Source organism: Acinetobacter sp. OYA S30, assembly GCF_033599315.1.
Lineage (GTDB): Bacteria > Pseudomonadota > Gammaproteobacteria > Pseudomonadales > Moraxellaceae > Acinetobacter > Acinetobacter baumannii.
The window spans coordinates 75,240-101,755 of sequence record NZ_JAWVAV010000007.1 but is presented as its reverse complement, the minus strand read 5'-3'; the positions used below and the strand labels follow the sequence as shown (position 1 = coordinate 101,755).

At 39.9% G+C, this 26,516-nt stretch carries 24 protein-coding genes; 14 read left to right on the top strand and 10 right to left on the bottom strand.

From position 1 onward, the window contains the following. Window positions 1-12: 12 nt before the first annotated feature. From R5R67_RS05785 to R5R67_RS05770, 4 genes are all read left to right on the top strand, one after another. A complete protein-coding gene (locus tag R5R67_RS05785) occupies window positions 13-1,026 on the top strand; it encodes a methyltransferase (RefSeq protein WP_000371532.1) in 1,014 nt (337 codons plus the stop codon). Between the two features lie 21 nt (window positions 1,027-1,047). Next, window positions 1,048-2,508 (top strand): amino acid permease, encoded by a 1,461-nt coding sequence (locus R5R67_RS05780; RefSeq protein ID WP_000004971.1) that lies wholly within the window; start codon window positions 1,048-1,050, stop codon window positions 2,506-2,508. Window positions 2,509-2,784: 276 nt separating this feature from the next. Beyond that, on the top strand, window positions 2,785-3,990 hold the full coding sequence (locus R5R67_RS05775; protein WP_000512704.1) for an RtcB family protein: 1,206 nt from the start codon (window positions 2,785-2,787) through the stop codon (window positions 3,988-3,990). A 3-nt stretch (window positions 3,991-3,993) separates the two neighbouring features. Further along, the gene (locus R5R67_RS05770; protein ID WP_000692859.1) at window positions 3,994-4,152 is read left to right on the top strand and encodes a hypothetical protein; all 159 of its coding nucleotides are present in this window, start codon (window positions 3,994-3,996) and stop codon (window positions 4,150-4,152) included. Between the two features lie 124 nt (window positions 4,153-4,276). Here R5R67_RS05770 and omp38 read toward each other — a convergent pair whose 3' ends face one another. After that, window positions 4,277-5,347: an outer membrane protein Omp38 gene (omp38, locus tag R5R67_RS05765; protein WP_000777880.1), complete on the bottom strand. Its 1,071-nt coding sequence runs from the start codon at window positions 5,345-5,347 to the stop codon at window positions 4,277-4,279. Window positions 5,348-5,728: 381 nt separating this feature from the next. Between omp38 and R5R67_RS05760 the strand changes: the two genes are divergently transcribed. The 3 genes from R5R67_RS05760 (at window position 5,729) to R5R67_RS05750 (ending at window position 8,098) form a co-directional block, all read left to right on the top strand. Further along, window positions 5,729-6,244, top strand: coding sequence for a GspH/FimT family pseudopilin (locus R5R67_RS05760; RefSeq protein ID WP_000477156.1), 516 nt, complete (start codon window positions 5,729-5,731; stop codon window positions 6,242-6,244). A gap of 108 nt (window positions 6,245-6,352) precedes the next feature. Next, the gene (locus R5R67_RS05755; protein ID WP_000129968.1) at window positions 6,353-7,528 is read left to right on the top strand and encodes a thiolase family protein; all 1,176 of its coding nucleotides are present in this window, start codon (window positions 6,353-6,355) and stop codon (window positions 7,526-7,528) included. Between the two features lie 126 nt (window positions 7,529-7,654). Next, window positions 7,655-8,098, top strand: coding sequence for a VOC family protein (locus tag R5R67_RS05750; protein ID WP_001176580.1), 444 nt, complete (start codon window positions 7,655-7,657; stop codon window positions 8,096-8,098). A gap of 42 nt (window positions 8,099-8,140) precedes the next feature. On the opposite strand, the gene R5R67_RS05745 is transcribed toward R5R67_RS05750, so the two are convergent. From R5R67_RS05745 to R5R67_RS05720, 6 genes are all read right to left on the bottom strand, one after another. Then, the gene (locus R5R67_RS05745; protein WP_000457783.1) at window positions 8,141-8,494 is read right to left on the bottom strand and encodes a DMT family transporter; all 354 of its coding nucleotides are present in this window, start codon (window positions 8,492-8,494) and stop codon (window positions 8,141-8,143) included. Window positions 8,495-8,576: 82 nt separating this feature from the next. After that, window positions 8,577-9,062, bottom strand: a complete 486-nt coding sequence (locus tag R5R67_RS05740; protein WP_000935247.1) for a DUF934 domain-containing protein — start codon at window positions 9,060-9,062, stop codon at window positions 8,577-8,579. Beyond that, window positions 9,055-10,698, bottom strand: coding sequence for a nitrite/sulfite reductase (locus R5R67_RS05735; RefSeq protein WP_000281766.1), 1,644 nt, complete (start codon window positions 10,696-10,698; stop codon window positions 9,055-9,057). Before R5R67_RS05735 ends, R5R67_RS05740 begins: the two co-directional genes overlap by 8 nt. A 166-nt stretch (window positions 10,699-10,864) precedes the next feature. Beyond that, window positions 10,865-13,270, bottom strand: coding sequence for a glucose/quinate/shikimate family membrane-bound PQQ-dependent dehydrogenase (locus R5R67_RS05730; RefSeq protein ID WP_001075596.1), 2,406 nt, complete (start codon window positions 13,268-13,270; stop codon window positions 10,865-10,867). 173 nt (window positions 13,271-13,443) lie between these two features. Further along, window positions 13,444-14,676: a carbohydrate porin gene (locus tag R5R67_RS05725; protein ID WP_079377343.1), complete on the bottom strand. Its 1,233-nt coding sequence runs from the start codon at window positions 14,674-14,676 to the stop codon at window positions 13,444-13,446. Between the two features lie 155 nt (window positions 14,677-14,831). After that, entirely contained in the window at window positions 14,832-15,950 is a 1,119-nt protein-coding gene (locus R5R67_RS05720) for a CaiB/BaiF CoA transferase family protein (protein WP_000205330.1), read from the bottom strand. A 210-nt stretch (window positions 15,951-16,160) separates the two neighbouring features. Between R5R67_RS05720 and R5R67_RS05715 the strand changes: the two genes are divergently transcribed. From R5R67_RS05715 to R5R67_RS05695, 5 genes are all read left to right on the top strand, one after another. Further along, window positions 16,161-17,171: an AraC family transcriptional regulator gene (locus tag R5R67_RS05715; protein ID WP_000085721.1), complete on the top strand. Its 1,011-nt coding sequence runs from the start codon at window positions 16,161-16,163 to the stop codon at window positions 17,169-17,171. A 170-nt stretch (window positions 17,172-17,341) separates the two neighbouring features. Continuing rightward, complete coding sequence (locus R5R67_RS05710; protein WP_001287646.1) at window positions 17,342-18,547, top strand: acetyl-CoA C-acetyltransferase; 1,206 nt, start codon at window positions 17,342-17,344, stop codon at window positions 18,545-18,547. Between the two features lie 20 nt (window positions 18,548-18,567). Continuing rightward, entirely contained in the window at window positions 18,568-20,703 is a 2,136-nt protein-coding gene (locus tag R5R67_RS05705) for a 3-hydroxyacyl-CoA dehydrogenase NAD-binding domain-containing protein (RefSeq protein ID WP_001274322.1), read from the top strand. Between the two features lie 164 nt (window positions 20,704-20,867). Next, a complete protein-coding gene (locus R5R67_RS05700) occupies window positions 20,868-21,122 on the top strand; it encodes a hypothetical protein (RefSeq protein WP_001280986.1) in 255 nt (84 codons plus the stop codon). Between the two features lie 15 nt (window positions 21,123-21,137). Next, entirely contained in the window at window positions 21,138-21,998 is an 861-nt protein-coding gene (locus tag R5R67_RS05695; protein ID WP_000129254.1) for a patatin family protein, read from the top strand. Window positions 21,999-22,027: 29 nt separating this feature from the next. On the opposite strand, the gene R5R67_RS05690 is transcribed toward R5R67_RS05695, so the two are convergent. Further along, complete coding sequence (locus R5R67_RS05690; protein ID WP_000278734.1) at window positions 22,028-22,447, bottom strand: GNAT family N-acetyltransferase; 420 nt, start codon at window positions 22,445-22,447, stop codon at window positions 22,028-22,030. A 12-nt stretch (window positions 22,448-22,459) separates the two neighbouring features. Beyond that, window positions 22,460-23,671 carry a class I SAM-dependent methyltransferase gene (locus R5R67_RS05685; RefSeq protein ID WP_000110457.1) on the bottom strand — a complete coding sequence of 404 codons (1,212 nt, stop codon included), beginning with the start codon at window positions 23,669-23,671 and terminating at the stop codon, window positions 22,460-22,462. 126 nt (window positions 23,672-23,797) lie between these two features. Here R5R67_RS05685 and trhA point away from each other — a divergent pair, with 126 nt between their 5' ends. Both trhA and R5R67_RS05675 read left to right on the top strand, forming a co-directional pair. Further along, window positions 23,798-24,439: a PAQR family membrane homeostasis protein TrhA gene (trhA, locus tag R5R67_RS05680; RefSeq protein ID WP_010590631.1), complete on the top strand. Its 642-nt coding sequence runs from the start codon at window positions 23,798-23,800 to the stop codon at window positions 24,437-24,439. A 134-nt stretch (window positions 24,440-24,573) separates the two neighbouring features. After that, entirely contained in the window at window positions 24,574-25,884 is a 1,311-nt protein-coding gene (locus R5R67_RS05675; protein ID WP_000446412.1) for an MFS transporter, read from the top strand. A gap of 66 nt (window positions 25,885-25,950) precedes the next feature. Here the strand turns inward: R5R67_RS05675 and R5R67_RS05670 are convergent, their stop codons facing one another. Next, on the bottom strand, window positions 25,951-26,394 hold the full coding sequence (locus R5R67_RS05670; protein WP_000757175.1) for a hypothetical protein: 444 nt from the start codon (window positions 26,392-26,394) through the stop codon (window positions 25,951-25,953). Between the last annotated feature and the right edge of the window lie 122 nt (window positions 26,395-26,516).

Below are 26,516 nucleotides of genomic sequence, written 5' to 3'. Positions count from 1 at the left end.
TGAGAGATGTACATGGACCCTAGAAGTGAAGTGATATTAAGACAACAAGATTATTTAAAAGGTAGGGTCTTGTTAATTAATGCACCGAATGACGCCCTAGTCAGTCAATTACCCACTGAGATTGATGCATCAGTCTGGACATGGAATTATGCTGACTATCAGGGTTTTGTGAATACAGGCACACCAGCTCATTTCTCGGTTGAGTTTCCATCACAAGAGTTTGATCAGGCTATAATTTTTGTTCCAAAATCAAAAGAGCTTTTAAACTATATATTGCATGTAGTGATGAGCCATCTGAAAACTGACCAATCAGTTTTTTTAGTAGGTGAAAAAAAAGGTGGTGTTGAGAGAGCTGCCAAACAACTACAAAACTTTGGCACAATACTTAAACTTGATAGTGCCCGACATTGTCAGTTATGGCATTTAAAAATTGAGAAAATTGAAAAGATCAAACCTCTTGAAAGCTGGTTAAAAACCTATACTGTTCAAGTAAATGGGCAAGAACTTACCATTTGTGCCCTACCCGGCGTTTTCAGCCAAACTCATTTAGATGTCGGAACTGCTGTTTTACTCCCTTATCTAAATCAGGTGAAATCAGGTAGAATTGCCGACTTCGGGTGTGGAGCTGGAATTATCAGTTGCTATTTGGCAAAAGCAAATTCAAGTAATATTATCCATGCCCTAGATATTGATGCCTTCGCTTTACAGTCAACGGAAATGACTTTTAGTCGAAATGGAATAGGTTCAGACCAGTTGAGATTGCAGCCTGTTACAGGAATTGCAGACGCCCCAACAGAACTTGATGCCATTGTCAGTAATCCTCCCTTCCATCAGGGTATTCATACCAACTATGATGCAAGTGAAGGACTCTGCCAGAACGCTAAAAAACATTTAAAGGCATCAGGTGAGCTATGGATTGTAGCGAACCGTTTTTTAAACTATCCGATCTTAATTGAGAAGCACTTTGGTCAGTGTGAGATTAAAACTGATCTTCAAGGCTTTAAGGTGTTATATGCCTGTGCATAACAAACTATGTAAGGAATCTCCATGAGCGAAACACATGCTCCTGAAAAACTCCAGCGTAAGCTTGGGGCTCGTCATCTGAATATGATCGCCATTGGTGGTTCCATTGGTACAGGTCTTTTCCTTGCTTCTGGGTCAACCATTGCAAATGCAGGTCCAGGTGGGGCGTTACTCGCCTACTCCCTCATTGGTATTATGATTTACTTCTTAATGACCAGTTTAGGTGAACTTGCGACACACACACCAACATCCGGTGCTTTCTTTACCTATGGAAGTCGCTATGTCGAAGAGGGTTTTGGTTTCGCTCTAGGCTGGAACTACTGGTACAACTGGGCAATTACGGTTGCGTTTGAACTCGTTGCCGTACAGTTTATTATGAAATTCTGGTTCCCAGATGTTCCCGGATTCTATTGGAGCGCCCTCTTTCTCGTCATTATCTTTATGATTAATGCGATGACCGTAAAAGGATTTGGTGAAAGTGAATTCTGGTTCTCCATGGTTAAAGTAATTGCCATTGTTGCCTTTATTATTATTGGTATCGCCATGATTATTAAGATTATGTTGACACCAGGAGTAGCAACTTTTGGCAACTGGACTTATAAAGAGGCACCATTCGTAGGTGGTTTACAAGCCATGATTGGGGTAGCCATGATTGCTGGGTTCTCATTTCAGGGAACCGAGATGGTAGGTGTTGCAGCGGGTGAATCAAAAGATCCGAAGAAGACGATTCCGCTTGCAATTAAACAGATTTTCTGGCGAATTTTATTATTCTATATTTTGTGTATTTTCATTATCGGCACCCTTATTGCCTATGATGATCCAAACTTATTACAAGCAGCAGCAACAGAAAATATTGCTCTTTCTCCTTTCACCTTACTTTATGAAAAAGTAGGTTTTGCTTTTGCTGCAAGCTTAATGAATGCAGTTATTTTGACTGCTATTTTGTCGGCAGGTAACTCGGGCATGTACTCTTCTACCCGTATGTTATTTGATATGGCGCAACAAGGCCGTGCACCAAAATGGTTTGCAAAACTCGATAATCGTGGTGTTCCAATGAATGCGTTATATGCAACTACATTCATTGCTGCATTCTGCTTCTTAACGACTTTTATCGGAGAAAAGCAAGTCTTTAACTGGCTCCTCAATATGTCAGGAATGTGTGGTTTCATTGTCTGGTTAGGTATTGCAATTTCGCATTATCGTTTCCGTAAAGGTTATATTGCTCAAGGTTATAAATTAGAAGATCTTGCATACCGCGCTAAGTTTTTCCCATTCGCACCTTGGTTTGCCTTTATCCTCTGTTCTGTCATTATTTTAGGACAAAACTACCAAGCGGTTTTAGGCGGTAAAATTGACTGGATTGGCTTACTTTCTACTTATATCAGCTTGCCTTTATTCTTAGTAATCTGGCTTGGATATAAATGGAAAAATAAAACTAAATTAATCCCTTACGATCAAATGGATGTAAAACCAGAGCAAGATTAATACTGAGTTCAAGTAATTAATCAGCGCTTATCAAAGGTCAAAAACTTGATCTTTAGTTAAAAACAGGTAAAATGCCGTTCAGATTTTCAACGGCACTTTTTAAAAAAGGAGGACATCATGCCAATACTACAAGGTAAAACACAGTAACGATTTGGCACGATGTCAGCTCACGGACAAGTGTACAAATTTAATTCACTTGTCCGAATGTTCGAATTTAAGACCTAGCATTCGCTAGGTTTTTTTATGCCTATTCGGACAATAAATAAGAGAATAATTATGGGCATACAAAAGATATTAAACGAAGAGGCACAATATGGTGTCCCCGTTAAAATTTTCACTCAAGACATAGATAGTGAAAGTATTGAACAACTCAAGAAAATGGCACAACTGCAATTTATATATTCTCATATTGCTGTTATGCCTGATGTGCATGTTGGAAAAGGTGCAACTGTAGGCAGCGTCATTCCTACTAAACATGCCATTATTCCAGCTGCAGTGGGAGTAGATATTGGCTGCGGAATGAATGCTATTCGTTTGAGCCTGAAAGCTTCACAACTTCCAGATAACTTAAGCCGCTTGCGGGACGCCATTGAACGGAAAGTGCCGGTTGGATTTGCTTTGCACAACCAAGTCAAAGCGAAAGCTTCTAGCATTATTCCACTTGAAAAACGCTTAGAACCTATTATTAAAAAGCATCCGGGTCTTGTCCGAATGCTTCGTCAGTTTGAGGCAACATGGCAAAAACAGTTGGGTACTTTAGGCGGCGGTAATCACTTTATAGAGTTATGTATTGATGAAAATCAAGATATATGGGTGATGCTCCATTCGGGCAGCCGAGGTCTTGGTAACGTCATAGGTACTTATTTTATTGAGTTAGCCAAGAAAGAGGCACAACATCGCTTTGGGCACGTGCCTGATAAAGATTTAAGTTATTTTGCTGAAGGCTCGCAAAGCTTTAATGATTATGTAGAAGCAGTAGAGTGGGCTCAAGAATATGCTTTTGAAAATCGTAAAGAAATGATGCGATTAATATTAGAAGCAATTCGCCCTCTTCTACCTTCTTTTCAAATGACGAAAGAAGCAATCAATTGTCACCATAACTATGTGAGTCAAGAAACACACTTTGGTGAAAACCTTTTTGTTACAAGAAAAGGGGCAATTCGAGCAGGTTTAGATGAGTTAGGAATTATTCCAGGTTCTATGGGAGCACGCTCGTATATTGTTAAAGGTAAAGCAAACCCTGAATCTTTTTGTTCTTGTTCTCATGGAGCTGGCCGCAAAATGAGCCGAAGCAAAGCAAAAGTTCTTTTTAATCAGCAAGACTTGATTGAACAAACACAAGGGATTGAATGCCGTAAAGACAGTGATGTAGTCGATGAAATTCCTAGTGCCTATAAAGATATTGATGAGGTTATAGCCAATCAAGCAGATCTCATTGAAGTCGTTCATACTCTTAAACAAGTTTTATGTATTAAAGGTTAAGACATGAAAATTAAAGAAATGCCGAAAATTAAGGTCCGTAATCAAGTGGCTCTATCCCCTCTACTTCACAAAGGTGGTATGCACGAAACAGAAAAACCTCGTGCTCAACATCGTAGAAATAGACAAGATACTAAACAGCAATTGAAGAAAGGTGTTTGGTAACTATTTTAAGTAATGATGGGAAGAGATTATGAATCAGGAGATTTACAAATGACCAAATATTTTAAAAATCGCCATAAAAAAAGCGACTCTAACGAGTCGCTTTTTTACTGTTCAAGAACTCAAATTATTGAGCTGCTGCAGGAGCTGCCGCTTCTTGACCAGGTTGAACTACTACAGTACGGCTACCAGTGATTGTCGCGAATACACGACGGTTCATAGCACGACCTTCTTTAGTTTTGTTGTCAGCAATCGGTTGATCCCAAGCGAAACCTTGAGTAGACAAACGAGAAGCGTCAACGTTGTATTCGTTTACAAGAGCTGATTTAACAGAGTTAGCACGAGCTAAAGATAAACGTTCGTTCAACTTACGTGGACCAGTGTTATCTGTGTGACCTTCGATACGTGCAGTAGCGTTAGGGTATTCAGATAATTTTTCAGCAACTTTAGCAATTTCTGGCTTGTATTGGTCTTTGATGTTTGATTTGTTAGTATCAAAGAACACACGAAGTTCCATGTTAAGGTCTTCAGTTAACTCTTGTGGTTGTGGAGCAACTGGAGTTGGTTCAACTGGAGCAACTTCTACTACAGGAGCAGCAGGCTTCAAGTGACCACCAAGAACTACGTTTAAGCCAGCAAGAGCTGTATAGTTCCAGAACTCTTCATCAGCATTATAAGTAGCACGAGCTTCAGTACGAAGAGATAAAGCATCGTTTAAGCGCCAGAAAGCACCAACACCAGCGTTACCTAAAGTACCTTCTTCTGAGTTACCACGTGTACCACGGTTTACGCCATCAAAGTCGTATTTATAGTGACCAGCACCTAATAATACGTACGGCTTGATTTTGCTGTCGTAGTTTTTAGTAATTAAATCAGAAGTAACATAGAAGTTACCGTTGATTTGTTTTTGTTTATATTCAGCACCAGCAGAAGCGCCGTCTACGTCGCCTTTAACTTGGTTATATTCAGCTTCGAAACCTAACCATGGAGTTAACTCGATACCAAGAGCTGCACCAACGAATAAATCGTCTTGTAACTCAGGTGAATTAGTTAAGTTACCATCTTTACCGCCATTGTTGTGTTGGCTGTCTTGGAAAGTGTAACCAAGCAATAATGGAGTAACTGTTACGCCAGCATTAGCAGCAGCTAATGGAGCAGCAACAAGCATAGTAGCAAGTGCAATACGACTCAATTTCATGGATATCCTCCAGAGATAACAATTGTTGTTCAAGCTCAGCCTAAATTTATTGGCCCCTGAGATATTTTTTTACCCCAGTATTATTTTTAAGCTATTCACATTTGAATCATACAAACACTTGATAGACTTTCCAAGTGCTTGATAATTTTAATCAAGTAAATTATTGACAAAATTACTTACAATTTCCGTTGTAATTCGGTAATTTTTTACCCAACTAGCAAATATGAACAACTTCTTTGTTTCGCTTGCCGTGATTTTACCAGTATTCTAGCCGACTGATAACCCTTATTTAATTTTGTGTTTCCTCATTATAAAAAATAATATAAATCATTGTCAGAAAACATAAAATTGCTCTATTTATACATATATTAAGGTTTTTTAATGTTTAAATCTCCTGGTTTTACTACAGTTGAGCTCACTATAACACTCGTAATTCTTGTGATTATGTCAGTTATAGCCATTCCTTTATACCATCAATTTATGGCATCTGTAGAACTAAAAAATACGCCGCGTATACTCACAATTCATATACAAAAAGCCAAATATGACGCAATTATTAGGCATAAGAATGTTGTACTTTGTCCAAGTTCTGATCAATTAGTCTGCAATACGAATTGGGATAACCGCGTAATCAGCTTTGTAGATAATAACCGTAATCTACAGCATGATTTAAATGAAGAATTATTGACCTCTATAGATCTTAACCATCACTACGGTTCTATGAAATTACAACGTTTTGGAAAAAAACAAAATAGTATTATTTTTCAAGGTAGTTCTGGATTACCCATCGAGTCGAATGGCAGTTTTATCTATTGTTCTTATGACCAGCTTAAAAACTTTAAATTAATTCTTAGCAAAATGGGCCATGTGCGCTTAGAAGAGCTTAAAAATTGTTAGAACTCTACAGTCTAATGCAGAAGCTAACCCGTTCTTCATTTTGCAATATACTGCTTAGGTTTTAAACATTTCTTATTTTGAGATTAAGAACAATCGGAGATTACAACAATGACTGACATCGTAATTGTTAATGGTGCTCGTACTGCTATGGGTGGTTTTCAAGGATCACTATCAGGACTAACTGCTCCTGAATTAGGAGCGGTAACAATTAAAGAAGCAATCGCACGAGCAGGTTTACAGCCTACAGATGTCGAAGAAGTCATTATGGGTTGCGTACTACCAGCGGGTTTAAAGCAAGGCCCTGCTCGTCAAGCCATGCGTAAAGCAGGTTTACCTGATTCAACAGGAGCTGTGACAATTAATAAGCTTTGTGGTTCAGGTATGAAGGCGGTAATGCAAGCGGCTGATATGATTAAAGCAGGAAGTGCTGAAATTGTAGTTGCCGGTGGTATGGAGTCGATGACCAATGCGCCTTATGTCTTACCCAAAGCACGTGCGGGATACCGTATGGGCCACGGTGAAATTAAAGACCATATGTTCTTTGATGGCTTAGAAGATGCTGAAACTGGACGTTTAATGGGTTCATTTGCTCAAGATATGGCAAATACACGTGGTTATACTCGTGAGCAAATGGATGACTTTGCAATTCGTTCTTTAAAACGTGCTCAAACTGCGATTACTGAAGGCTATTTCAAAGATGAAATTGTACCTGTTACTGTTTCTACCCGTAAAGGTGATGTCATTGTCGATCAGGATGAACAACCCTTAAATGCGAAGATTGATAAAATCCCATCCCTTAAACCAGCTTTTGCAAAAGACGGTACAATTACTGCTGCAAACGCGAGTTCAATTTCTGATGGTGCTTCTGCACTAGTTTTAACATCGAGTGAAGTTGCAGCACAGCGCGGCTTACAACCACTTGCAAAAATCATAGCCACTGCGTCAAATTCTCAACATCCTTCAGAATTTACAATTGCTCCTGTTGGCGCTATTGAAAAAGTACTTAAAAAAGCAGGTTGGAATGCTCAGGACGTTGACCTTTGGGAAATTAATGAAGCTTTTGCTATGGTAACGATGTGTCCAATTGATGATTTCAAACTTGATCCAGAAAAAGTCAATATTCATGGTGGAGCATGTGCACTTGGTCATCCTGTAGGATCGACAGGTTCTCGTATTATTCTTACGCTTATTCATGCGCTTAAACGTACTGGTGGTAAAAAGGGTGTCGCTGCTCTTTGCATCGGCGGTGGTGAAGCAACAGCTGTTGCCATCGAAATTCTTTAATTAAAGCTTTTTTTAAAATCCCACTTCGGTGGGATTTTTTATGAAAAAACTACAAAAAATGACCCACAAAATCTCTTTTCCGTTTTAACTTATTCTTCTAAATGAAAACAACAATGGACAATAACAATGCAACTCAATCACTATCTCAATTTTCAAGGCCAGGCAGAGCAAGCTTTTAATTTTTATAAATCAGTATTCGGCGGTGAATTTGCCATGCTGAGCCGCTATAGCGATATGCCGCCTCATGACGGTGTGACGTTATCCGAAGCTCAAAAAAATTTAGTGCTTCATGTTTCCCTGCCGATTAACGAATACACTGTACTCATGGCATCAGATGTCATTGATCAATTCTGTACACCAAATAGTGTATTTACTCAGGGCAATAATCATTACATTGCAATTAACCTTGAAAAAGATGAGCAAGAAAAGGCAAAGCAACTTTTTGATGCCTTATCTGTAAATGGCAAAATTGAAATGCCACTAGAAAAAACGTTCTGGGGTGCTTTATACGGTGCTTTTACTGATCAATTTGGTGTCAAATGGATGGTTAACTGCCAGTTAGATACTTAAGTCTTTAGCCCTTATAGAGATCTCAGTGTTTCTATAAGGGCTTTAAACATCGATATTAGAGTATTGCGCAATAATCATTAAGCCGACTGTAATAAAACCAATCCCAATCCATCCTGCGACATCAATGTTTTGCCCAAGAAAAATCTTTGCGAGAAAAGCGGTCGCCAATACCCCCACCCCAGACCACAACACATATAAAATTCCAGCTTGCATATATTTCAAAGCAATAGCAGCGCATGCAAAAGAGATAATATACAAAACTAGAGCAATTCCCTGAGCAGTTTTATTAACTAATCCATTGCCTTTAGCTGAATAAAAGGTTGAAAGTACATCCGTTGCAATAGCGAATATTAACCACCAAGCGCCAGGATTTATTTTTGAAATTAAAGCGAACATTTTTATTCTTCAATTCATTTATTTAAAAAATTATTTATAAAAAAAGCTGAACCTGAGTTCAGCCTTTTCACTTAGAAGCTATTTAAGCACCAGTTTGATAACTTGCTTTTGGCACAGCTGTTGAAGCTTGATAAGGATGAGTAAAGTCTTGCAAACCAGCAGCAGCTTCTTGCACATCTTTACCTTCTTTAATGACAAAACTATCAAAACCTGAACGTTTTAAATAATTTAAGACATCCTTAAATACATCACCTGTTGCACGTAGTTCACCTTGGAAACCTTGGCGACGTAATAATGCAGCGAATGAATAACCTCGCCCATCTCCGAAACCTGCGAACTCGATAAAAATTGCATCAAGTTCACTTAATGGAAATGTATGATCTTCTGGTGAATCGTTCACAGTCACATACAAAGCTTTTTTACCTTGAATGTTCGCCAGTTGATCGAGCTGTGCTGTTGTTAAAACAACGTCACCTTGAGGAATCACACCATCTTCAGCAATGATTTGATAAGTATTATCTGCAATCGTGCCATCTTTATAAAGCACAGGTAGAGCTGTATTAAGCATATGCACGCTCCTTAAATGGTTGAATTCCTACACGGCGATATGTATCAACGAAACGCTCACCTTCAGTACGTAAATCAAGATACGTATTTAATACTTCTTCAATGACATCAGGCACGGCTTCTGCTGCAAATGATGGTCCTAAGATGTCACCAATGGAAGCATCATGGTCTGAATTACCACCTAATGTAATTTGATAGAACTCAGCACCTTTTTTATCTACACCTAAAATACCGATGTTACCCACGTGGTGGTGACCACAAGCATTCATACAGCCAGAAATATTTAAGTCTAAATGACCAAGATCATAAACTTTATCTAAATCTTCAAAACGGCGTGTAATCGCTTCAGCAATAGGAATTGATTTCGCATTTGCAAGTGAACAGAAATCACCACCCGGGCAGCTAATAATATCGGTAATAAAGCCGATATGCGCACGAGCCATGTTGTGTTGTTCAAGCGCTTGCCATACATCGAACAAATCTTTTTGAGGTACATCTGCTAAAGCAATGTTTTGTTCGTGAGTCGTACGAAGTTCACCAAACGTATATTTATCAGCGAGATCTGCAATGAAGTTCATTTCTTCAGTGGTCATATCGCCCGGTGCGATGCCTGCACGTTTTAAAGAAATCGTAACAATACGATAGCCCTTTACTTTATGTGCATGCGTATTGATATTGAACCATTGTTTGAATTTTGGATGCTCAGCAAATAAAGCTGTAAAGTCTTCATCTTCTAAATCTTGATAATCAAACGGCGTGAACTCTTCGTCTAATTTTTTCAAGATTTCTGGCTGAATTTTTAATGTTTCACGTGTGTGTTCAAATTCAGCTTCAACTTTCTGTGCAAATACTTCAGGCGTTAATGCTTTAACCAAGATTTTGATACGCGCCTTATACTTGTTATCACGACGGCCATGTAAGTTATAAACACGTAAAACTGCTTCTAAATAAGCAATTAAATCTTCACGTGGTAAAAACTCACGAATGACACTACCAATAATCGGAGTACGGCCTAAACCACCACCCACCATGATTTTGTAGCCCATCTCGCCTGCTTCATTACGCACGATATACACACCAATATCATGGAATGCTGTTGCTGCACGGTCTTTTTCTTCAAGTGCAGAAACGGCAATTTTAAATTTACGTGGTAAGAATGCAAATTCCGGGTGGAATGTACTCCACTGACGAATCAATTCACATGTTGGGCGTGGATCAGCAATTTCACCAGCAACTACACCTGCATACTGGTCAGTAGTCGTGTTACGAATACAGTTACCACTGGTTTGAATGGCATGCATTTGTACAGTTGCGAGTTCAGCTAAAATTTCTGGCACATCTTCAAGTGCAGGCCAGTTTAGCTGAATATTTTGACGCGTAGATACGTGTGCATAGCCACGGTCATATTGAGTTGATACTTCAGCAATTTTACGTAATTGTTTTGAGTTCATTAAGCCATACGGCACAGCAATACGTAGCATTGGTGCATAACGTTGCACATATAAACCATTTTGCAAACGTAATGGGCGGTATTCATCTTCAGAAAGTTTGCCCGCTAAATAGCGCTCTGTCTGATCGCGGAACTGAGCAACTCGTTGATTAATCAGCTGCTGATCGAAATCGGTATATAAATACATGGCGTATGGCTAGTAGATTCATTATTAAGGCGGATAGCATAGCGAGCTTTTATTCATCAATAAAATGCTTTTTTTGCATATTTAATAACGGTTTTATTGATAAGCTTTAATCTAAATTGACATAAAAAAAGCCCAGATAAATCCGGGCTTTTTTGATAGCAAACTTTTATTTGTTATCTGGTAATGCATAAGCCACTAAATAGTCGCCCATTTTTGTACCAAATGAACCATGACCACCGGCCATAATTACAACATATTGTTTACCATTAATTTCATAAGTCATTGGTGTTGCTTGTCCACCTGCTGGTAAACGCGCTTCCCAAAGTTTCTCACCATTCGTTACGTTAAACGCACGGATGTAGTTATCTTGAGTTGCACCAACAAACATGACATTACCTGCAGTAGAAATAGAACCACCTAAACCAGGAACACCAATTTTTACAGCTGGTAACTGGAACAAGTTCGGTAAACTGTCACGAATTGTACCAATACGTTTTTTCCAAACGACTTCATGAGTTTTCAAATCTACGCCAGCAACATATCCCCAAGCAGGTTGTTTACAAGGTAAACCAAGTGGAGATAAGAATGCGCTGATTTCAACACCATAAGGTACGCCATACATTGGCTGTACACCCTGCTCAGTTCCCGCACCTTTTGCAGTTTGCGCACGGTTTGGATCAGCAGGAATTAAACGACTCACGAATGGCAGACCAATCGGGTTCATTACAGCAACTTGACGGTCAGGGTTAACTGACATACCGCCCCATTCAAACACACCTAAGTTACCAGGGAAAACTAAAGTACCGTTTTCAGATGGTGGCGTATAAATACCATCGTAATTGAGGCGTTTGAAAGACACACGACACATAAGCTGATCAAGCATAGTGGCACCCCACATGTCTTTATCAGTTAATTTATCTTGTGGTGCCAAGTTCAAATCAGAGAATGGCTGAGTTTTTGAATAATGCTCACCTTTAGTCTGTGGTCCGCGTTTAACTGTTTGTGGAACTGGTTTCTCAGTTACAGGAACAATTGGCTGACCATTACGACGATCAAGAACAAAGGCATTACCTGTTTTGGTCAAGACATAAATTGCTGGAACAGTTTTACCAGATTTATCTTTAATATCTGCCAAAGATGGTTGTGACGGTACGTCCATATCCCATAAATCGTGATGGGTTGTCTGGAAGTTCCAAATCAATTTACCTGTTGAAGCGTTAATCGCTAACATAGAGTTCGCATAACGTTCTTTCAACTCGGTACGGTCACCACCCCAGATATCTGGAGTACCTACACCTGTTGGAACATAAACGATATCAAGTTTGGCATCGTATGCTAAAGGTGCCCAAGCATTTGGTGAGTTATGAACAAAGGTTGTACCTTCACCTGGCATTGCATTTGGATCTGCTGCACCAGTATCAAATACCCAAAGAAGCTTACCAGTGTTTACGTCATATCCACGGATAACACCTGATGGCTCTTTATTTGAATAGTTGTCGGTAACCGAACCGGCAATAACCACTGTTGAACCAGTAACAACACCTGGAGATGTTGGGTTATAACCACCTGGATAAGCATATGGCATGAATTCTTGTAAATTCACTTCACCATTTTGACCAAAGTCAGTACATGCTTTACCTGTGTCAGCATTTACAGCAACTAAACGTCCGTCATTGACTGGAACAAAGACTTTACGTGGACATTGAGTTGAAGTCGACTTTTTAGTTTGTAAGCTTGTCGCAAATTCAGTTGTGTTGTTTGCATCGTAATACATTACACCACGACAAGTTAAATGCTGGAACGATTTATCCGTTTTAAGCTTTGGATCAAAACGCCATTTTTCTTTACCTGTAGCTGGGTCAATCGCAATTAATTGCTGGTGAGCTGTACAGATAAACATGTTATTACCAATTTTAATTGGTGTAACCTGATTGGTTGTTTCGCCAGAGTCATTATCTGTTTTGAAATCACCAGTACGGAATGTCCAGGCAACTTTCAGATCTTTTACGTTCTGGTCATTAATCTGTTTCAATGGAGAATAACGTTCACCAGCTTGAGTACGACCATAAGCAGGCCAGTCGCTCTCTGCAACGCCCGGAACGGCTTGAGCAGTTTCTGGTTGAGGTGTCTTGATTTCACCATTAATTTCTTGCGGATCATTGAAGATAGAATAAACCATCAACACGATTGCAATTGCTAAAGTTGAAGATAAGGCAACTTTACTTGATCCAAGGTTGTTGATTCCACGAGTTACAGCCGGAACCAATAACCATAAACCAAGAATACCTAAAATATCTAAACGTGGTGCAAGCGCCCAAAAGTCTGTTCCAACTTCCCAGACACTCCAGATAATAGTACCTAGCATTAATGCGGCATAAACCCACAAAGCAGCAGAAGCGCGCTTGTAGAGTTGCCATGCAACAATGAGAAGTAAGACTCCAGCTACAATATAGTAAATTGAACCGCCTAGTGTAGCGAGCCAAATACCTCCAATTAGCAGGAATAACGCCAATAACCCAATAATAATTACGGTAAAAGTCGTTAAACCTGATCTTGAAGAAGGTTGATTCATAAACCACCTCTTATCAATCATCATTTTTATCGGAAAGATGTGCCAAAAAACTTATAGAAAAATGACATCACCAATACGTCTAAAACAAAATTCAGGCATAAAGAAAAAAACGGAAGGTCAGGATACTTCAATCAATGATTTAGCCCTCGACAATCCGTTTTCGGAATAATTACTTAGAATGCAGTTGAGAACTTAATACCGCCTACCCAAGTGTTATCACCATTTTTTAATGCACCAACATGACGAACATATTGCACATTTGGACGAATAGTTAGCCAGTTAGTGGCATGAATACCATAGTAAAGCTCGGTATTATATTCGGTGTCGTATTCTTTGGCTTGAACATCGCTCCAATCATCATTGATATGGATACGAGCAACACCAAGTGCCAACTCATCTTGAGGACGTTGATTGAGCAAACCTTTATAGACTAAGCCTATATTTTGCATGTTATCAACTTTGTTGGTATCTGAGTCGTGGAAAGTTAGGTTCACAAACCCTGTTAAACCACGGTCAGTTTGATCAGCTGGCTGGAATAATTTCTGTTTTGCAGTTACCCAAACACCTTGCTTATGAGATGTTTTAGTTGAATCTGCAATTTCTTTGGCATCGGCAGTACTATAGTAATAACCTAAACGGTATTCACCAGGCATGCTTTGCACACCCAATTTAGGTGACCAAACTACTTCTGCTGGAATAATTGCACCGTGAGAACCATCTGTACTTAGGTTGAAGCCTTTGCCACGTTCCAAGTTTTCAGGGTTATATTCATATACACCCACTTGTGTATATAAATCAGGTTGCAAGTTATATTTGACACGCATTGCCCATTGGCTAACTGGCCAGTTATACCACTGATCGCCTACCCAGTTACCCACTTGTGAACCACAAAGTGCCAAGTTCTGGAAATCACAGTCAAAACTATTAAAGTCTTCACCCTCACCAAAACGGCCCACTTTAACATCTAACTTCTGATCAAGGAATTTTTTCTTGATCCATAAATCTGTTAAACGCCAAGTTTGTTCACGGCCCCACACTTCTTGAACAGAACTTTGGTGCCCAGCCAATGCTGGAGAATGTTCAGAAAGCGATTGCCCATCACGATAAGTTAATGTGATTTGAGCTTCTGTATCTTGCCACCCTAAAATTTTACCTAGGTCCAAATGAGAACCTAAAGCAAGTTGCCCTGTATAAGCACTACCGTGTGTAGATGTTTGTTTGGAATCTAAAATACCGGCATATTCACCGGTATATCCAAAAGAAAAATCATAACCTTGTGCTTGCAACGCTGTACGTTGCCCGTTCCAATCACCCAACATCCAAGAACCATTTGGGTCAAATGCAGCAGCAGCTTGTGCATGCTGAACAAAAAGAGTAATTGATAAAACGGATAAACAGGAAACCATCAAAGATTTATGCGTTTTCATGTTTACGAACCTTTTATGTCTTTGTTTATAAAGGTTACGCTAATTTTATGTAAAGAAATTATTCAAAATGTTAATCAATTGATTATTCAGATAATAATTTCAATACATACTGTATAAGAAATAGCCCCTCAACCTCACCAATGCCCTTCGCCAAGTTTTTGACCTACAAAGGAATATCGCATCTGCGAACGTGAAAACTTAATTGGGCATGCAATTTGTGGTTCTGTATCTGGCGTATTATTTTGCAAAGGAACATTCACAATCCATCCACGTTGTTGTGCTAACGGTGAATTTAAAGCCTCACTTAAACTCAATACGGGTTCTACACAAACATCGAGATTTGCAAAAATTTCATGCCATTCTTTAAATGTTTTGGCTTTAATTTTTTCTTGAATGGCTTGCTTAACTTCCTGTCGATCTTGCTCATCTAATGACGCACCTTTTTGTAATAACACAGGTAAGTCTAATGCCGCAGACAAACCTGCCATAAATTGTGGTTCAAGGCTACCGATAGAAAGATAACGGCCATCTTGCGTCATATAATAGTCATAAAAAATCCCACCATTGAGCATCCCCTGCTCAGGAGTCTGTTCAACTTGTGCAGCAAGTGTGGCAGAAGCTGCCATGCTATTTAGACTCGCAACACAGTCCGTCATGGAAATATCAATATATTGACCTATACCGCTACGGCTACGTTCAACTACAGCAGCCAAGATCGCAATGACTGCATGTAATGAACCACCAGCAATATCGGCAACCTGAATACCAAGCGGTGGTGGGCCGCTATCTTGTCGGCCGCTATACCCAGCAATACCAGCTAAGGCTAAATAATTAATGTCGTGTCCCGCCCTGTCCTTATAACTTCCAGTTTGGCCATAACCTGTAATTGAACAATAAATTAAACGCGGGTTAATTTCTGCAAGGGTGGCATAGTCCAGCCCTAAACGGCGCATGACATCTGGCCGAAACTGCTCAATCACAATATCAAATTCAGAAATTTTGGCTTTAATCAGATCAATACTTGCAGCATCTTTTAAGTCGAGAACGATCGACTGCTTATTTCGGTTTAGATAACTATGCGCAGTCGCCTGTCCATTTGCATAGGGCGGCATAATCCGAATGAGATCTGGACGTGATGGAGATTCAATATGGATGACTTCTGCCCCCATATCGGCTAAATACATTGTGGCGAAAGGTCCAGGTAAGAGCGTCGAGAAATCGAGAACTTTAAGTCCATTTAATGCAGTCGTCATCGTTTTTTTAACCACTATTATTCGAATTTTCTTTTATATTAGTTAAGCAAATATTCTAAAACAATGTCATGTTCAGCCATTTACCTTGATCATTTCGGCAATTTAACATGTAAAAAGTGCTTTTACACTGTTGTAAATCGCCAATTTATTTTTTTAGACGGTCATTTAGGTCAATTTAAAGTGAACATCAAAGAGACTGAAGGATTCAATATGAGTCGCGATACGATTAGCATCCACTTCGTGAATGCGGCTTTGACAGGCGTAAAGCGCCTTGGCATGGATGTCGAGACGTTACTTTCACATGTGGGTATCGAAGCGGAACTATTACGTCAACCTAAAGCTCGAATCTCACCAGAACAATATACCCGTTTTATAAAAATGTTATGGATGGTCACACAAGACGAACACGTTGGTTTCGATGTACAACCGCGTCGTTTGGGCACTTTTGCCATTATGTGTCAGTTGATTATTCATGCAAAAACCTTGGGCCAAGCCCTTGAACTTTCATCTCAATTTTACAAATTATTTGGTGATGAATGGTCAGTAACGCTGGAGCGTGACAAACACGAAGCACGTTTAGTACCTCTCATTCCAAAAACATTAGATCCGGATCATTTCATTACTGAAAGTATGCTCATGATCTGGCATGGATTGGCATCATGGCTGATTGAACGTCGCTTACCATTAGAACGTGTTCATTTTAGCTATCCACGTCCTGCACATGCAGATGAATATGACGCGTTATTCTTTGCGCCGGTTATGCAATTTGACGCACCGCGTACCGAAATAACCTTTGCGGCTGATTATCTTGATTTGCCAATTCGCCAAGATGAAAAAACATTAGAAGAATTCTTAAAAGCAGCCCCTGCTCAGCTTTTAGTAAAATTCAAAAACACCAATTCGTTGACTTCACGTATTCGTGAAGTACTCAAAAGCCAGATTGGTGAAGAAATGCCAACGCTCAATGACGTTGCATCAATGTTGTATTTATCTCCGCAAACTTTACGCCGCCGCCTAGCTGCCGAAGGTAAAAGCTATCAGGGCGTGAAAGACGCTTTACGCCGAGATGCTGCGATTCATTTATTACTCAATCCTGAGTTAACACTTGAAGATGTTGCTCAGCAAGTTGGTTTTAGTGAAACCAGTACATTCCACCGTGCATTTAAAAAGTGGACTGGTGTTACTCCCGGTCTATATCGCCAGCTCCATGGTTACCATTAATTCTTAAATCTCTTTAGTTTCACATTTAGCCCAAGTTCAACTTGGGCTTTTTTGTATCGCCATTGGCAAAAATCATCACCTGACTGGTGCGCTTATCGTCATTGCACTCCCTCTTAAAAACAGTACACTCAAAACACGACAAAGTTTAAGTAATAAAAAAAGGAACTGTTATGAGCGAGGCTTATATTATTGACGCCATTCGCACACCACGCGGAAAAGGAAAAAAAGACGGCTCTCTTTACGAAGTAAAACCAATCACATTACTCACCACTCTATTAAACGAATTACAGCAACGCCATCAACTCGATACATCTAAAGTAGATGATATTGTTCTGGGCTGCGTCACACCAATTGGTGATCAGGGCGGTGATATTGCCAAAACAGCAGCGATTGCAGCGGGCTGGAATGATGATGTTGCAGGTGTGCAAATTAACCGCTTTTGTGCTTCAGGTTTAGAAGCGGTCAACATGGCAGCCATGAAAGTTCGTTCTGGTTGGGAAGATTTAGTGGTTGCTGGTGGCGTTGAATCAATGTCACGTATCCCAATGGGTTCTGATGGCGGACCATGGGCCTTAGATCCGGAAACCAACCTTAAATCATCTTTTGTTCCACAAGGTGTTGGCGCTGACCTCATTGCAACCTTAGATGGCTATAGCCGAGAAGATGTTGATAATTTTGCCGTAAAGTCACAACAAAAAGCAGCGGCAGCTCAAGCAAATGGTTATTTCGATCAATCAGTTGTGCCAGTTAAAGATCACGCAGGTGTTGTGATTTTAGAAAAAGATGAATTTATTAAAGGCAATACCACACTTGAAGGTCTTGCAAAACTCAACCCAAGTTTTGAAATGATGGGGCAAATGGGCTTTGATGCTGTTGCCCTACAAAAATATCCAGAAGCACAAAAAGTAAATCATGTTCATCATGCCGGTAACTCATCAGGTATTGTCGATGGAGCAGCTCTCGTTTTACTGGCTTCAGAAAAAGCAGTGAAAGAACAAAACTTAAAACCACGCGCTAAAGTTTTGGCGACTGCCCTAGTCGGTACCGACCCAACCATCATGTTAACTGGCCCTGCCCCTGCCGCACGCAAAGCTTTGGAAAAAGCTGGTTTAACAATTGATGATATTGACCTATTTGAAGTCAACGAAGCATTTGCAGCTGTCGTGATGCGTTTTATTAATGAGCTCAATGTGCCTGCTGAAAAAGTCAACGTAAATGGCGGTGCGATTGCTTTAGGCCATCCCTTAGGAGCAACCGGTGCCATGATTTTGGGTACATTACTTGATGAGCTTGAACGTCAAAATAAAAAACGCGGTTTAGCAACGCTCTGTGTCGGCGGTGGTATGGGTATTGCCACCATTATTGAACGTGTATAAAAATTTAGGAATATATAAAGATGAGTGCAATTCAATACGAAAAAAATGCCGACAATATTGTCATTTTAACGCTTGATTCAACTGGTCAGTCTGCAAATACCATGAATGCCGAGTTTCGTGACTCGCTTGATGAGGTCACCCAGAAACTTAAAGCAGAAACAGAACTTTCAGGTGTTATTTTTCGCTCAGCAAAAAAAACTTTCTTTGCTGGTGGTGATTTAGATGAACTGATTCAAGTTCAACCTGAGCATGCAACTGACTTTTTCAATATGGTTGAGAAGTTAAAAGGTCATCTAAGAACGATTGAGACACTAGGGATTCCCGTGGTTGCAGCATTGAATGGCACGGCACTGGGCGGAGGATGGGAAATCGCATTAAGTTGCCATCACCGTATTGCAATCAATGACCCGAAAAGCAAATTTGGCCTACCAGAAGTTACCTTAGGTTTACTACCGGGCGGTGGTGGTATTGTACGTATGGTCCGTCTGCTTGGTCTTCAAAATGCATTCCCATTTTTAATGGAAGGTAAGCAGTTCGGTGTCGATAAAGCCAAATCTTTAGGCTTAATTCATGACACAGCTGAAAATGAACAAGAACTTTTAGATAAAGCGATTGCTTGGATCAAAGCCAATCCAAAATCTCAACAGCCTTTTGATGTGAAGGGTTATAAAATTCCGGGTGGCGATCCAAAAACTCCGGCAGTTGCACAAGTTCTTGCCATTGCACCAGCCATGTTAAAAGACAAAACCAAGGGTTGCTACCCTGCTCCTGAAGCGATTATGGCTGCCGCAGTTGAAGGTGCTCAAGTTGATGTCGATACCGCCTTGCGCATCGAGTCTCGCTACTTTACTCAACTAGCAACAGGCCAAATTTCTAAAAATATGATTGGCACTTTCTGGCACGGCCTAAATGCAATTAAGTCGGGTGCTAGCCGTCCTGCTGATATTGCAAAATGGCAAGCTACTAAAGTGGGCGTGTTGGGTGCGGGCATGATGGGTGCCGGTATTGCCTACGCCACTGCAATTAAAGGCATTCCTGTTATCCTTAAAGATGTATCTGTTGAAAATGCTGAAAAAGGCAAAGCATATTCACAAAAGCTCTTAGATAAACGTGTTTCACAAGGCCGCATGACGGCAGAAAAACGTGATCAGATTTTATCGCTCATTACGGCTACAGCTTCTGCTGAAGACTTACAAGGTTGTGACCTGATTATTGAAGCCGTATTTGAAAACCAAGAGCTCAAAGCGAAAGTCACTCAAGAAGCTGAACAATACTTAGCGCCTAATGGTGTAATGGCATCAAATACATCCACCCTACCGATTACAGGTTTAGCGCAAGCAAGCAAGAATGATAAAGCATTTATCGGTCTGCATTTCTTTAGCCCTGTCGACAAAATGCAGTTGGTTGAGATTATTAAAGGTAAAAACACCTCCGCAGAGACACTTGCCAAAGCCTATGACTTTGTACAGCAAATTGGAAAAACGCCAATTGTTGTCAATGACAGCCGTGGCTTCTTTACCAGTCGTGTGTTTGGTACTTTTATTCAAGAAGGTATGCGCTTACTTGCAGAAGGCGTCCATCCAGCGCGTATTGAAATGGCAGCACTGAAAGCTGGCATGCCGGTAGGACCACTTGCGATTCAAGATGAAGTGTCTTTAACTTTAACCGAGCATGTTGCAAGTGAAACGCGTAAGGCACTACAAGCTGAAGGCAAAGAGTTACCGAAAACACCGGTAGATGAAGTGATTCATACCATGATTCATGAATTAAACCGTAAAGGTAAAGCTGCTGGCGCAGGTTTTTATGATTATCCTGAAAATGGCAAAAAGCACCTATGGGAAGGCTTAAACCGTTGGCAAAAAGATCATGATATCTCCGAGCAAGATATGATTGACCGTATTTTGTTTGTACAAGCCTTAGATACCCTACGTTGCTACGAAGAAGGGGTATTAGAGTCAGTGATTGATGCCAATGTCGGTTCTATTTTTGGAATTGGTTATGCCCCGTGGACGGGAGGAGCGATTCAATTCTTAAATCAATATGGTATTGATAAAGCACAAAAACGTGCCGAAGAGTTGGCTGCCAAATATGGTGAGCGCTTCACGCCCCCAACGTTACTAAAAACTAAAGCTGAGCAGAAGCAAAATATTCAATAAGTTAGAGCTCTTGAATATTCAAAAATTGCATAAACCTTACCCATATAAATATATTTTATTTATATGGGTTTTTCTTTATGACCTTTAAGATTTCAGCCTTATACCTAAATATGCTATAAATAGACTTCATTTCTGTGCTTCTACAGCACATTCGAGATATCCTTATGTCCGATAAAAATTCTTCCGAATCAGCAATTTTAGGCTGGAAATTTGTTCTAATCGTCGGTGTTTTAAGTGCGATCTTCCTTGGCTTTTTCTATTTAGCAATGAGTAATGAGCCTGACTATATGCCAGGGGCACAGCGCAAAGCTCAACAGCATGAAATGCAGCAAAAAGCTGAGAAATCAACAGATCAGCAAACTCAGCATGACAATATGCCTGAAATGGACATGCAAGAACATCAGCATTCACATCAGTAATCAGATATTTTTCAAATGACAGATTTTTCTCGCAATGCACTGGTTGTAGAAGGTGGAGGCATGCGTGGTGCCTTTACCAGTGGTGTACTTGATGCTTTTCTACAACAGCAGTTCAACCCTTTTGATTTATACGTGGGCGTATCTTCTGGTTCGACCAATGTAGCTAACTACCTGGCAGGCCAACAAGGTCGCACGTTAACCTTCTATATTGATCATTCACTACGTCCTGAATTTATCGATTACAAGCGCTTCTTTAAAGGTGGGGATTTACTCGATTTAAAATGGATGTGGGAAATTGGCGAACAAGAGCACCCGCTTGACCAGCAACGTCTTTTTGCGAGCAACCCTGATTTTTATATGGTACTCACCCATGCTAAAACTGGTCATGCTGAGTATCTTCGTGCTGGTAAAGATAATTTGCTAAATGCACTGCGTGCTTCTAGCTCAATTCCGGTTTTAACTCGTCATCCCGTCGATATTATGGGTGAACCCTACTTTGATGGCGGCGTTGCAGATGCTCTACCCGTTCGCTGGGCGGCTCAGCAAAGTGGTGTCAAAAAGCTATTAGTTTTACGTACTCGTCCGAAGAACTATTTTAAAGCAAGTAGTCGAGGCGACCAATTCCTTGCGAAATATGCTTTTAAACACCATTATGGTTTTGCAAATAGTTTGCGTAACCGCTGTGCCCGTTATAATGCTTCAGTTGAATTTGTTCGTAGCAGTAACCCAGAACAGCAAATTTTAGAGGTATGTCCACCTCCTCTTAAAAATATGGCAGGGCGTTTAACGACAAATCCGAAAAAGCTTCGTTACAGTTATGAAGTTGGTTTGGAAACAGGCTTACAGGCCATCGAAAACTGGAATGCGATGAAGTAGTTCAAAGTTGAGATTTCTAAAAAGGAATCTCAACTTAACGCTAAAGTCATATCAATATGTGGAATACCACAGTCTTGGTAAACTTCACCCTGCACTTTGAAACCTAAAGCTTCGTAAAAAGCCGTCACATAGGTTTGCGCAGAAAGCTTTAAATAAGGCAATTTATGTTGGCGCGCATATTCAATAATATGCTGCATTAGAATTTTACCTATACCCTGCTTTCGATAAAGCATTAAAACAGCAACACGCCCTACGCTATGCTGTGGCAACAAACGTGCTGTAGCGATAGGCTGCTCTTTGTCATACACCATAAAGTGCATAGCTATGCTGTCAAAATCATCCCATTCATCTTCGGGTGCAATGCCTTGCTCTTGAATAAAGACTTGTTCACGGATGTATTTAGCACCTTTCTCAAGCTGTTCCCAATCACCCGCTATAACTTTATACATCCACTCACCTTCCTAGCATTTGCAGCCAATATTTTCGATCGGCAACTGGTCTTGTAATAACAATTCCAAAGTCTGTTTTTTAATTCCATACATTTCTTTCAATGCTTGAATTTGAGCCATAATCTTGGCATCAGGTTGTGTCACGTTTTTGCGTTTAGTCGCCAAAATCATTTTATTTTTGCTGGTATGTTCAAGCGATACAAACTCAAAAACTTTAGTTTCATAACCATATGCTTTTAAAAGTAACGCACGTAAGGTATCGGTCAACATCTCGGCTTGTTGTCCCGCATGAATACCAAACTGTAGCATGGGTTGTAAAACTTCAGGACTATGTAGTTGTGGACGCAACTCTTTGTGACAGCATGGTGCGCACATAATCATCGAAGCATTTAAACGAATTCCCGTATGGATAGCGAAATCAGTCGCAATATCACATGCATGTAAAGCAATCATCACGTCCAGCTTTTCCGGCTGATAACTACGAACGTCACCTTCAAAAAAGTCTAAATGATTAAAATGTACTTTTTCTGCAACGTTCTGGCAAAACTCCACTAAGTTACGGCGCAGCTCTACACCAGTAATGAGCGGAACCTTTTGTTGTTCTTGTAAATAATCATACAAGGCAAAAGTTAAATAACCTTTTCCTGAACCAAAATCGACAATATTTAACTCTTTTTGCTCAGCATCAATTTGTTCGTATGCACTCGCAAAAATTTCGATAAATTTATTAATCTGTTTCCATTTACGAGCCATGCTTGGAATGATTTGAGCTTTCTCATCGGTAATGCCAAGCTCTTTTAAAAATGCACTACCCTGCTGTACATAACGCTGTTTCTCACGGTCATGTGCTTGTACAGTTGGAGCGGTAGTCACGCTTTGCTTTTTACCCATATTAAGCATGGCTTTTTTCTTATTTTTTTTAAGCTGGATTTCTTGATGAGTGGAAAATAAATTCGCTTGTTTGCATTGCGTAATCAGTGCTGCAATCTGTTCTAAGCCATCTTCGAATGAATAATTTTTAGTCACATCTTGGGTGGTATGATGATATAGCGCGGAAAGTTGTTTTTTTCCATGTAACTCCACAACACGGAAAGTAATTTTTTCCAGCTGTGTCAACTCTCCTTTATATTGGCTCAAAATCAAACGCTCAAAAGTCTGCTGATCAAGCATTTGTTTGATTTCATGAAAGAATTGCTGTTCTTGCTCAAAGGAGAAAACCGACACTGATATACCTAAAAAATGGTGACTCATATAAAGTGAAAGTTTAAAGGGTATAGGATTAAAAATAAAATAACTTTACGACTGTTTTGTATTTCTATACATTTGTATTTTTAATCAAAAAATAAACTTATGAGTAAATCGGTGTTAGAAACCTACGACCCAAAAGAAGAACTTTTTAATGCCTACAGCCATGGCGCTGGTGTGGTTATGGCAGTAGTTGCCTCTGTCTTTTTAATTATAAAAGGATCTTATCTTTCCACTGCCCAGTGGGTAGGTTTATGGGTATATGCTTTTAGCTTAATTCTCGTGTTTACTAGTTCGACTCTCTATCATTTTGCACAAACACAAAATTTACGTTACTGGTATAAAAAACTCGATCACACGGCTATTTATTATTTAATTGCTGGAACATATACCCCGTTCTTAAGCATTGCTATACCTACACAAAAAGCTCATATTTTACTTATTGCGCTCTGGAGCATTGCTGCAATTGGTACACTTTTCAAGTTAGTTTTTATTCACCGTTTTCAGAAAATTTCGCTACTTGCTTATGTTCTTATGGGTTGGCTTGCCGTTTTTGTAATGGATGATATGCGAACCTATTTAAGCAAAGATACTTTGATGTTATTGATTACTGGAGGTTTAGCTTACACCGTTGGAGCATTGTTTTACGCGTTAAAAAAGGTAAGATATACCCATGCGATATGGCATATTTTTGTGCTTTTAGGTGCAGGTGCACACTTTCTTGCTATCTATTGGTACGTTGTTTAGTCCATTTTTCACTCATATTCAGTGATCCTGAAAGAGTCATGGATGATGTTCTTTCACGCTATTCTTTTAAGAAAAATATGCCTTTAAAGAGAATAGTAAATTAAAAATAAATTTTAACTGATATAAGGACTTATATGGAGTCAACCTCTGCGACTGCTGCTCCTGTAGTAGCCACCAATTCGAAAACACGGGTTTTGTTTGCAAGTTTAGTCGGTACAACCATTGAGTTCTTCGACTTTTATATCTATGCAACTGCTGCCGTTATCATTTTTCCACACCTATTTTTCCCTGCCAGTAGTGGTAGTGCCGCAGTCTTACAATCACTTGCAACTTTTGCGATCGCCTTTATTGCCCGTCCTATCGGTGCAGCACTATTTGGGCATTTAGGAGATCGTATAGGTCGTAAAGCAACATTGGTGGCAGCATTGCTCACTATGGGTATCTCAACCGTATGTATTGGGTTATTACCAACCTATGCTCAGATTGGAATTGTCGCGCCTTTATTGCTTGCCTTATGCCGTTTAGGACAAGGCTTAGGCTTAGGTGGTGAATGGAGTGGTGCTGTTTTACTTGCTACAGAAAATGCACCTGAAGGCAAACGTGCATGGTATGGCATGTTCCCTCAGCTTGGCGCACCTATCGGTTTTATTTTAGCAACTGGTTCATTTTTACTTCTAAGTGCTGCTATTCCTGAGCAAGCATTCATGCAATGGGGCTGGCGTATTCCTTTTATTGCAAGTGCTGTCTTGGTTATTGTTGGCTTATACATTCGTTTAAAACTTCATGAGACCCCTGCTTTCCAAAAGGTTTTAGATAAGCAAAAAGAAGTTAATATTCCATTTAAAGAAGTGGTGACTAAACACACGGGCAAACTTATTCTCGGTACAATTGCAGCAATCTGTACCTTCGTTGTGTTTTATTTAACTACAGTATTCGCACTTAACTGGGGAACAACCAAACTAGGCTATGCGCGTGGTGAGTTCTTAGAACTTCAACTGTTTGCAACCCTTTGCTTTGCAGCCTTTATCCCTCTTTCTGCCATTTTTGCAGAAAAATTTGGCCGTAAAGCTACTTCTATTGGTGTATGTATTGCTGCTGCAATTTTCGGACTGTTTTTCTCTAGTATGTTAGAGTCTGGAAATACACTCATTGTATTTTTGTTCTTGTGTACTGGCTTATCAATTATGGGCTTGACCTATGGTCCAATTGGTACTGTCCTTTCAGAAATTTTCCCAACCTCAGTACGTTATACGGGTTCAGCTTTAACGTTTAACTTGGCTGGTATTTTTGGTGCTTCTTTTGCACCGCTTATTGCAACTAAACTTGCTGAAACATATGGTTTATATGCAGTTGGTTATTATCTTACAGCAGCATCACTTTTATCATTAATCGCGTTTTTATTAATACGCGAAACAAAAAATGTAGATGTAAATAATCAGATTTAAATATTTTCAAACACCCTGATATAAAAAAGCCGGTTCAAAATTGACCGGCTTTTTTATATATAGAACTTAGTTCAATGATGCAGGATTTGCAGGTGTAACACTGTTTGGTACAGCCGGAGCAGTTACATTATTCGCTGCAACTGCTGCCGCACCAGCAACAGCAGCTTCACCAATTAATGCAACTTTTGCTTTTTCTTGGCTCTTTGGAGATAGAGCTGGGTTACTTGCAACAATACGGTTAATATTTGCAGAGTTTGCTGGAGCGATCGCAGCAGTTTGTAAAATGATTGGGCGATTACCCGTATTACCCAATGTGTAACGAATACCTGTACGAGGGCTAATCACCGTCGTATTTTCTTGTTTCACTACAGCCTGAGCCGAAGTTGGGCCTTTTGCCGCAAGTACTTTATCAACCGTTGTGGTTTGAGGGGCTGAAGCTGTTTCTGCTGCGAAAACAAAACTTGGCACAGCAAGAACAGTTAAAAATAAAGGTTGTAATACTTTTTTCATTGTCTTTCCAACATACACTCTGGATGAGAAGTAAATAGCATTTAATGCTTAAAACTGCAAACATTATTCACAGGCTTACTACAAACGAAAAAAAAGCAGAACAAACGTTCTGCTTTTTTTAT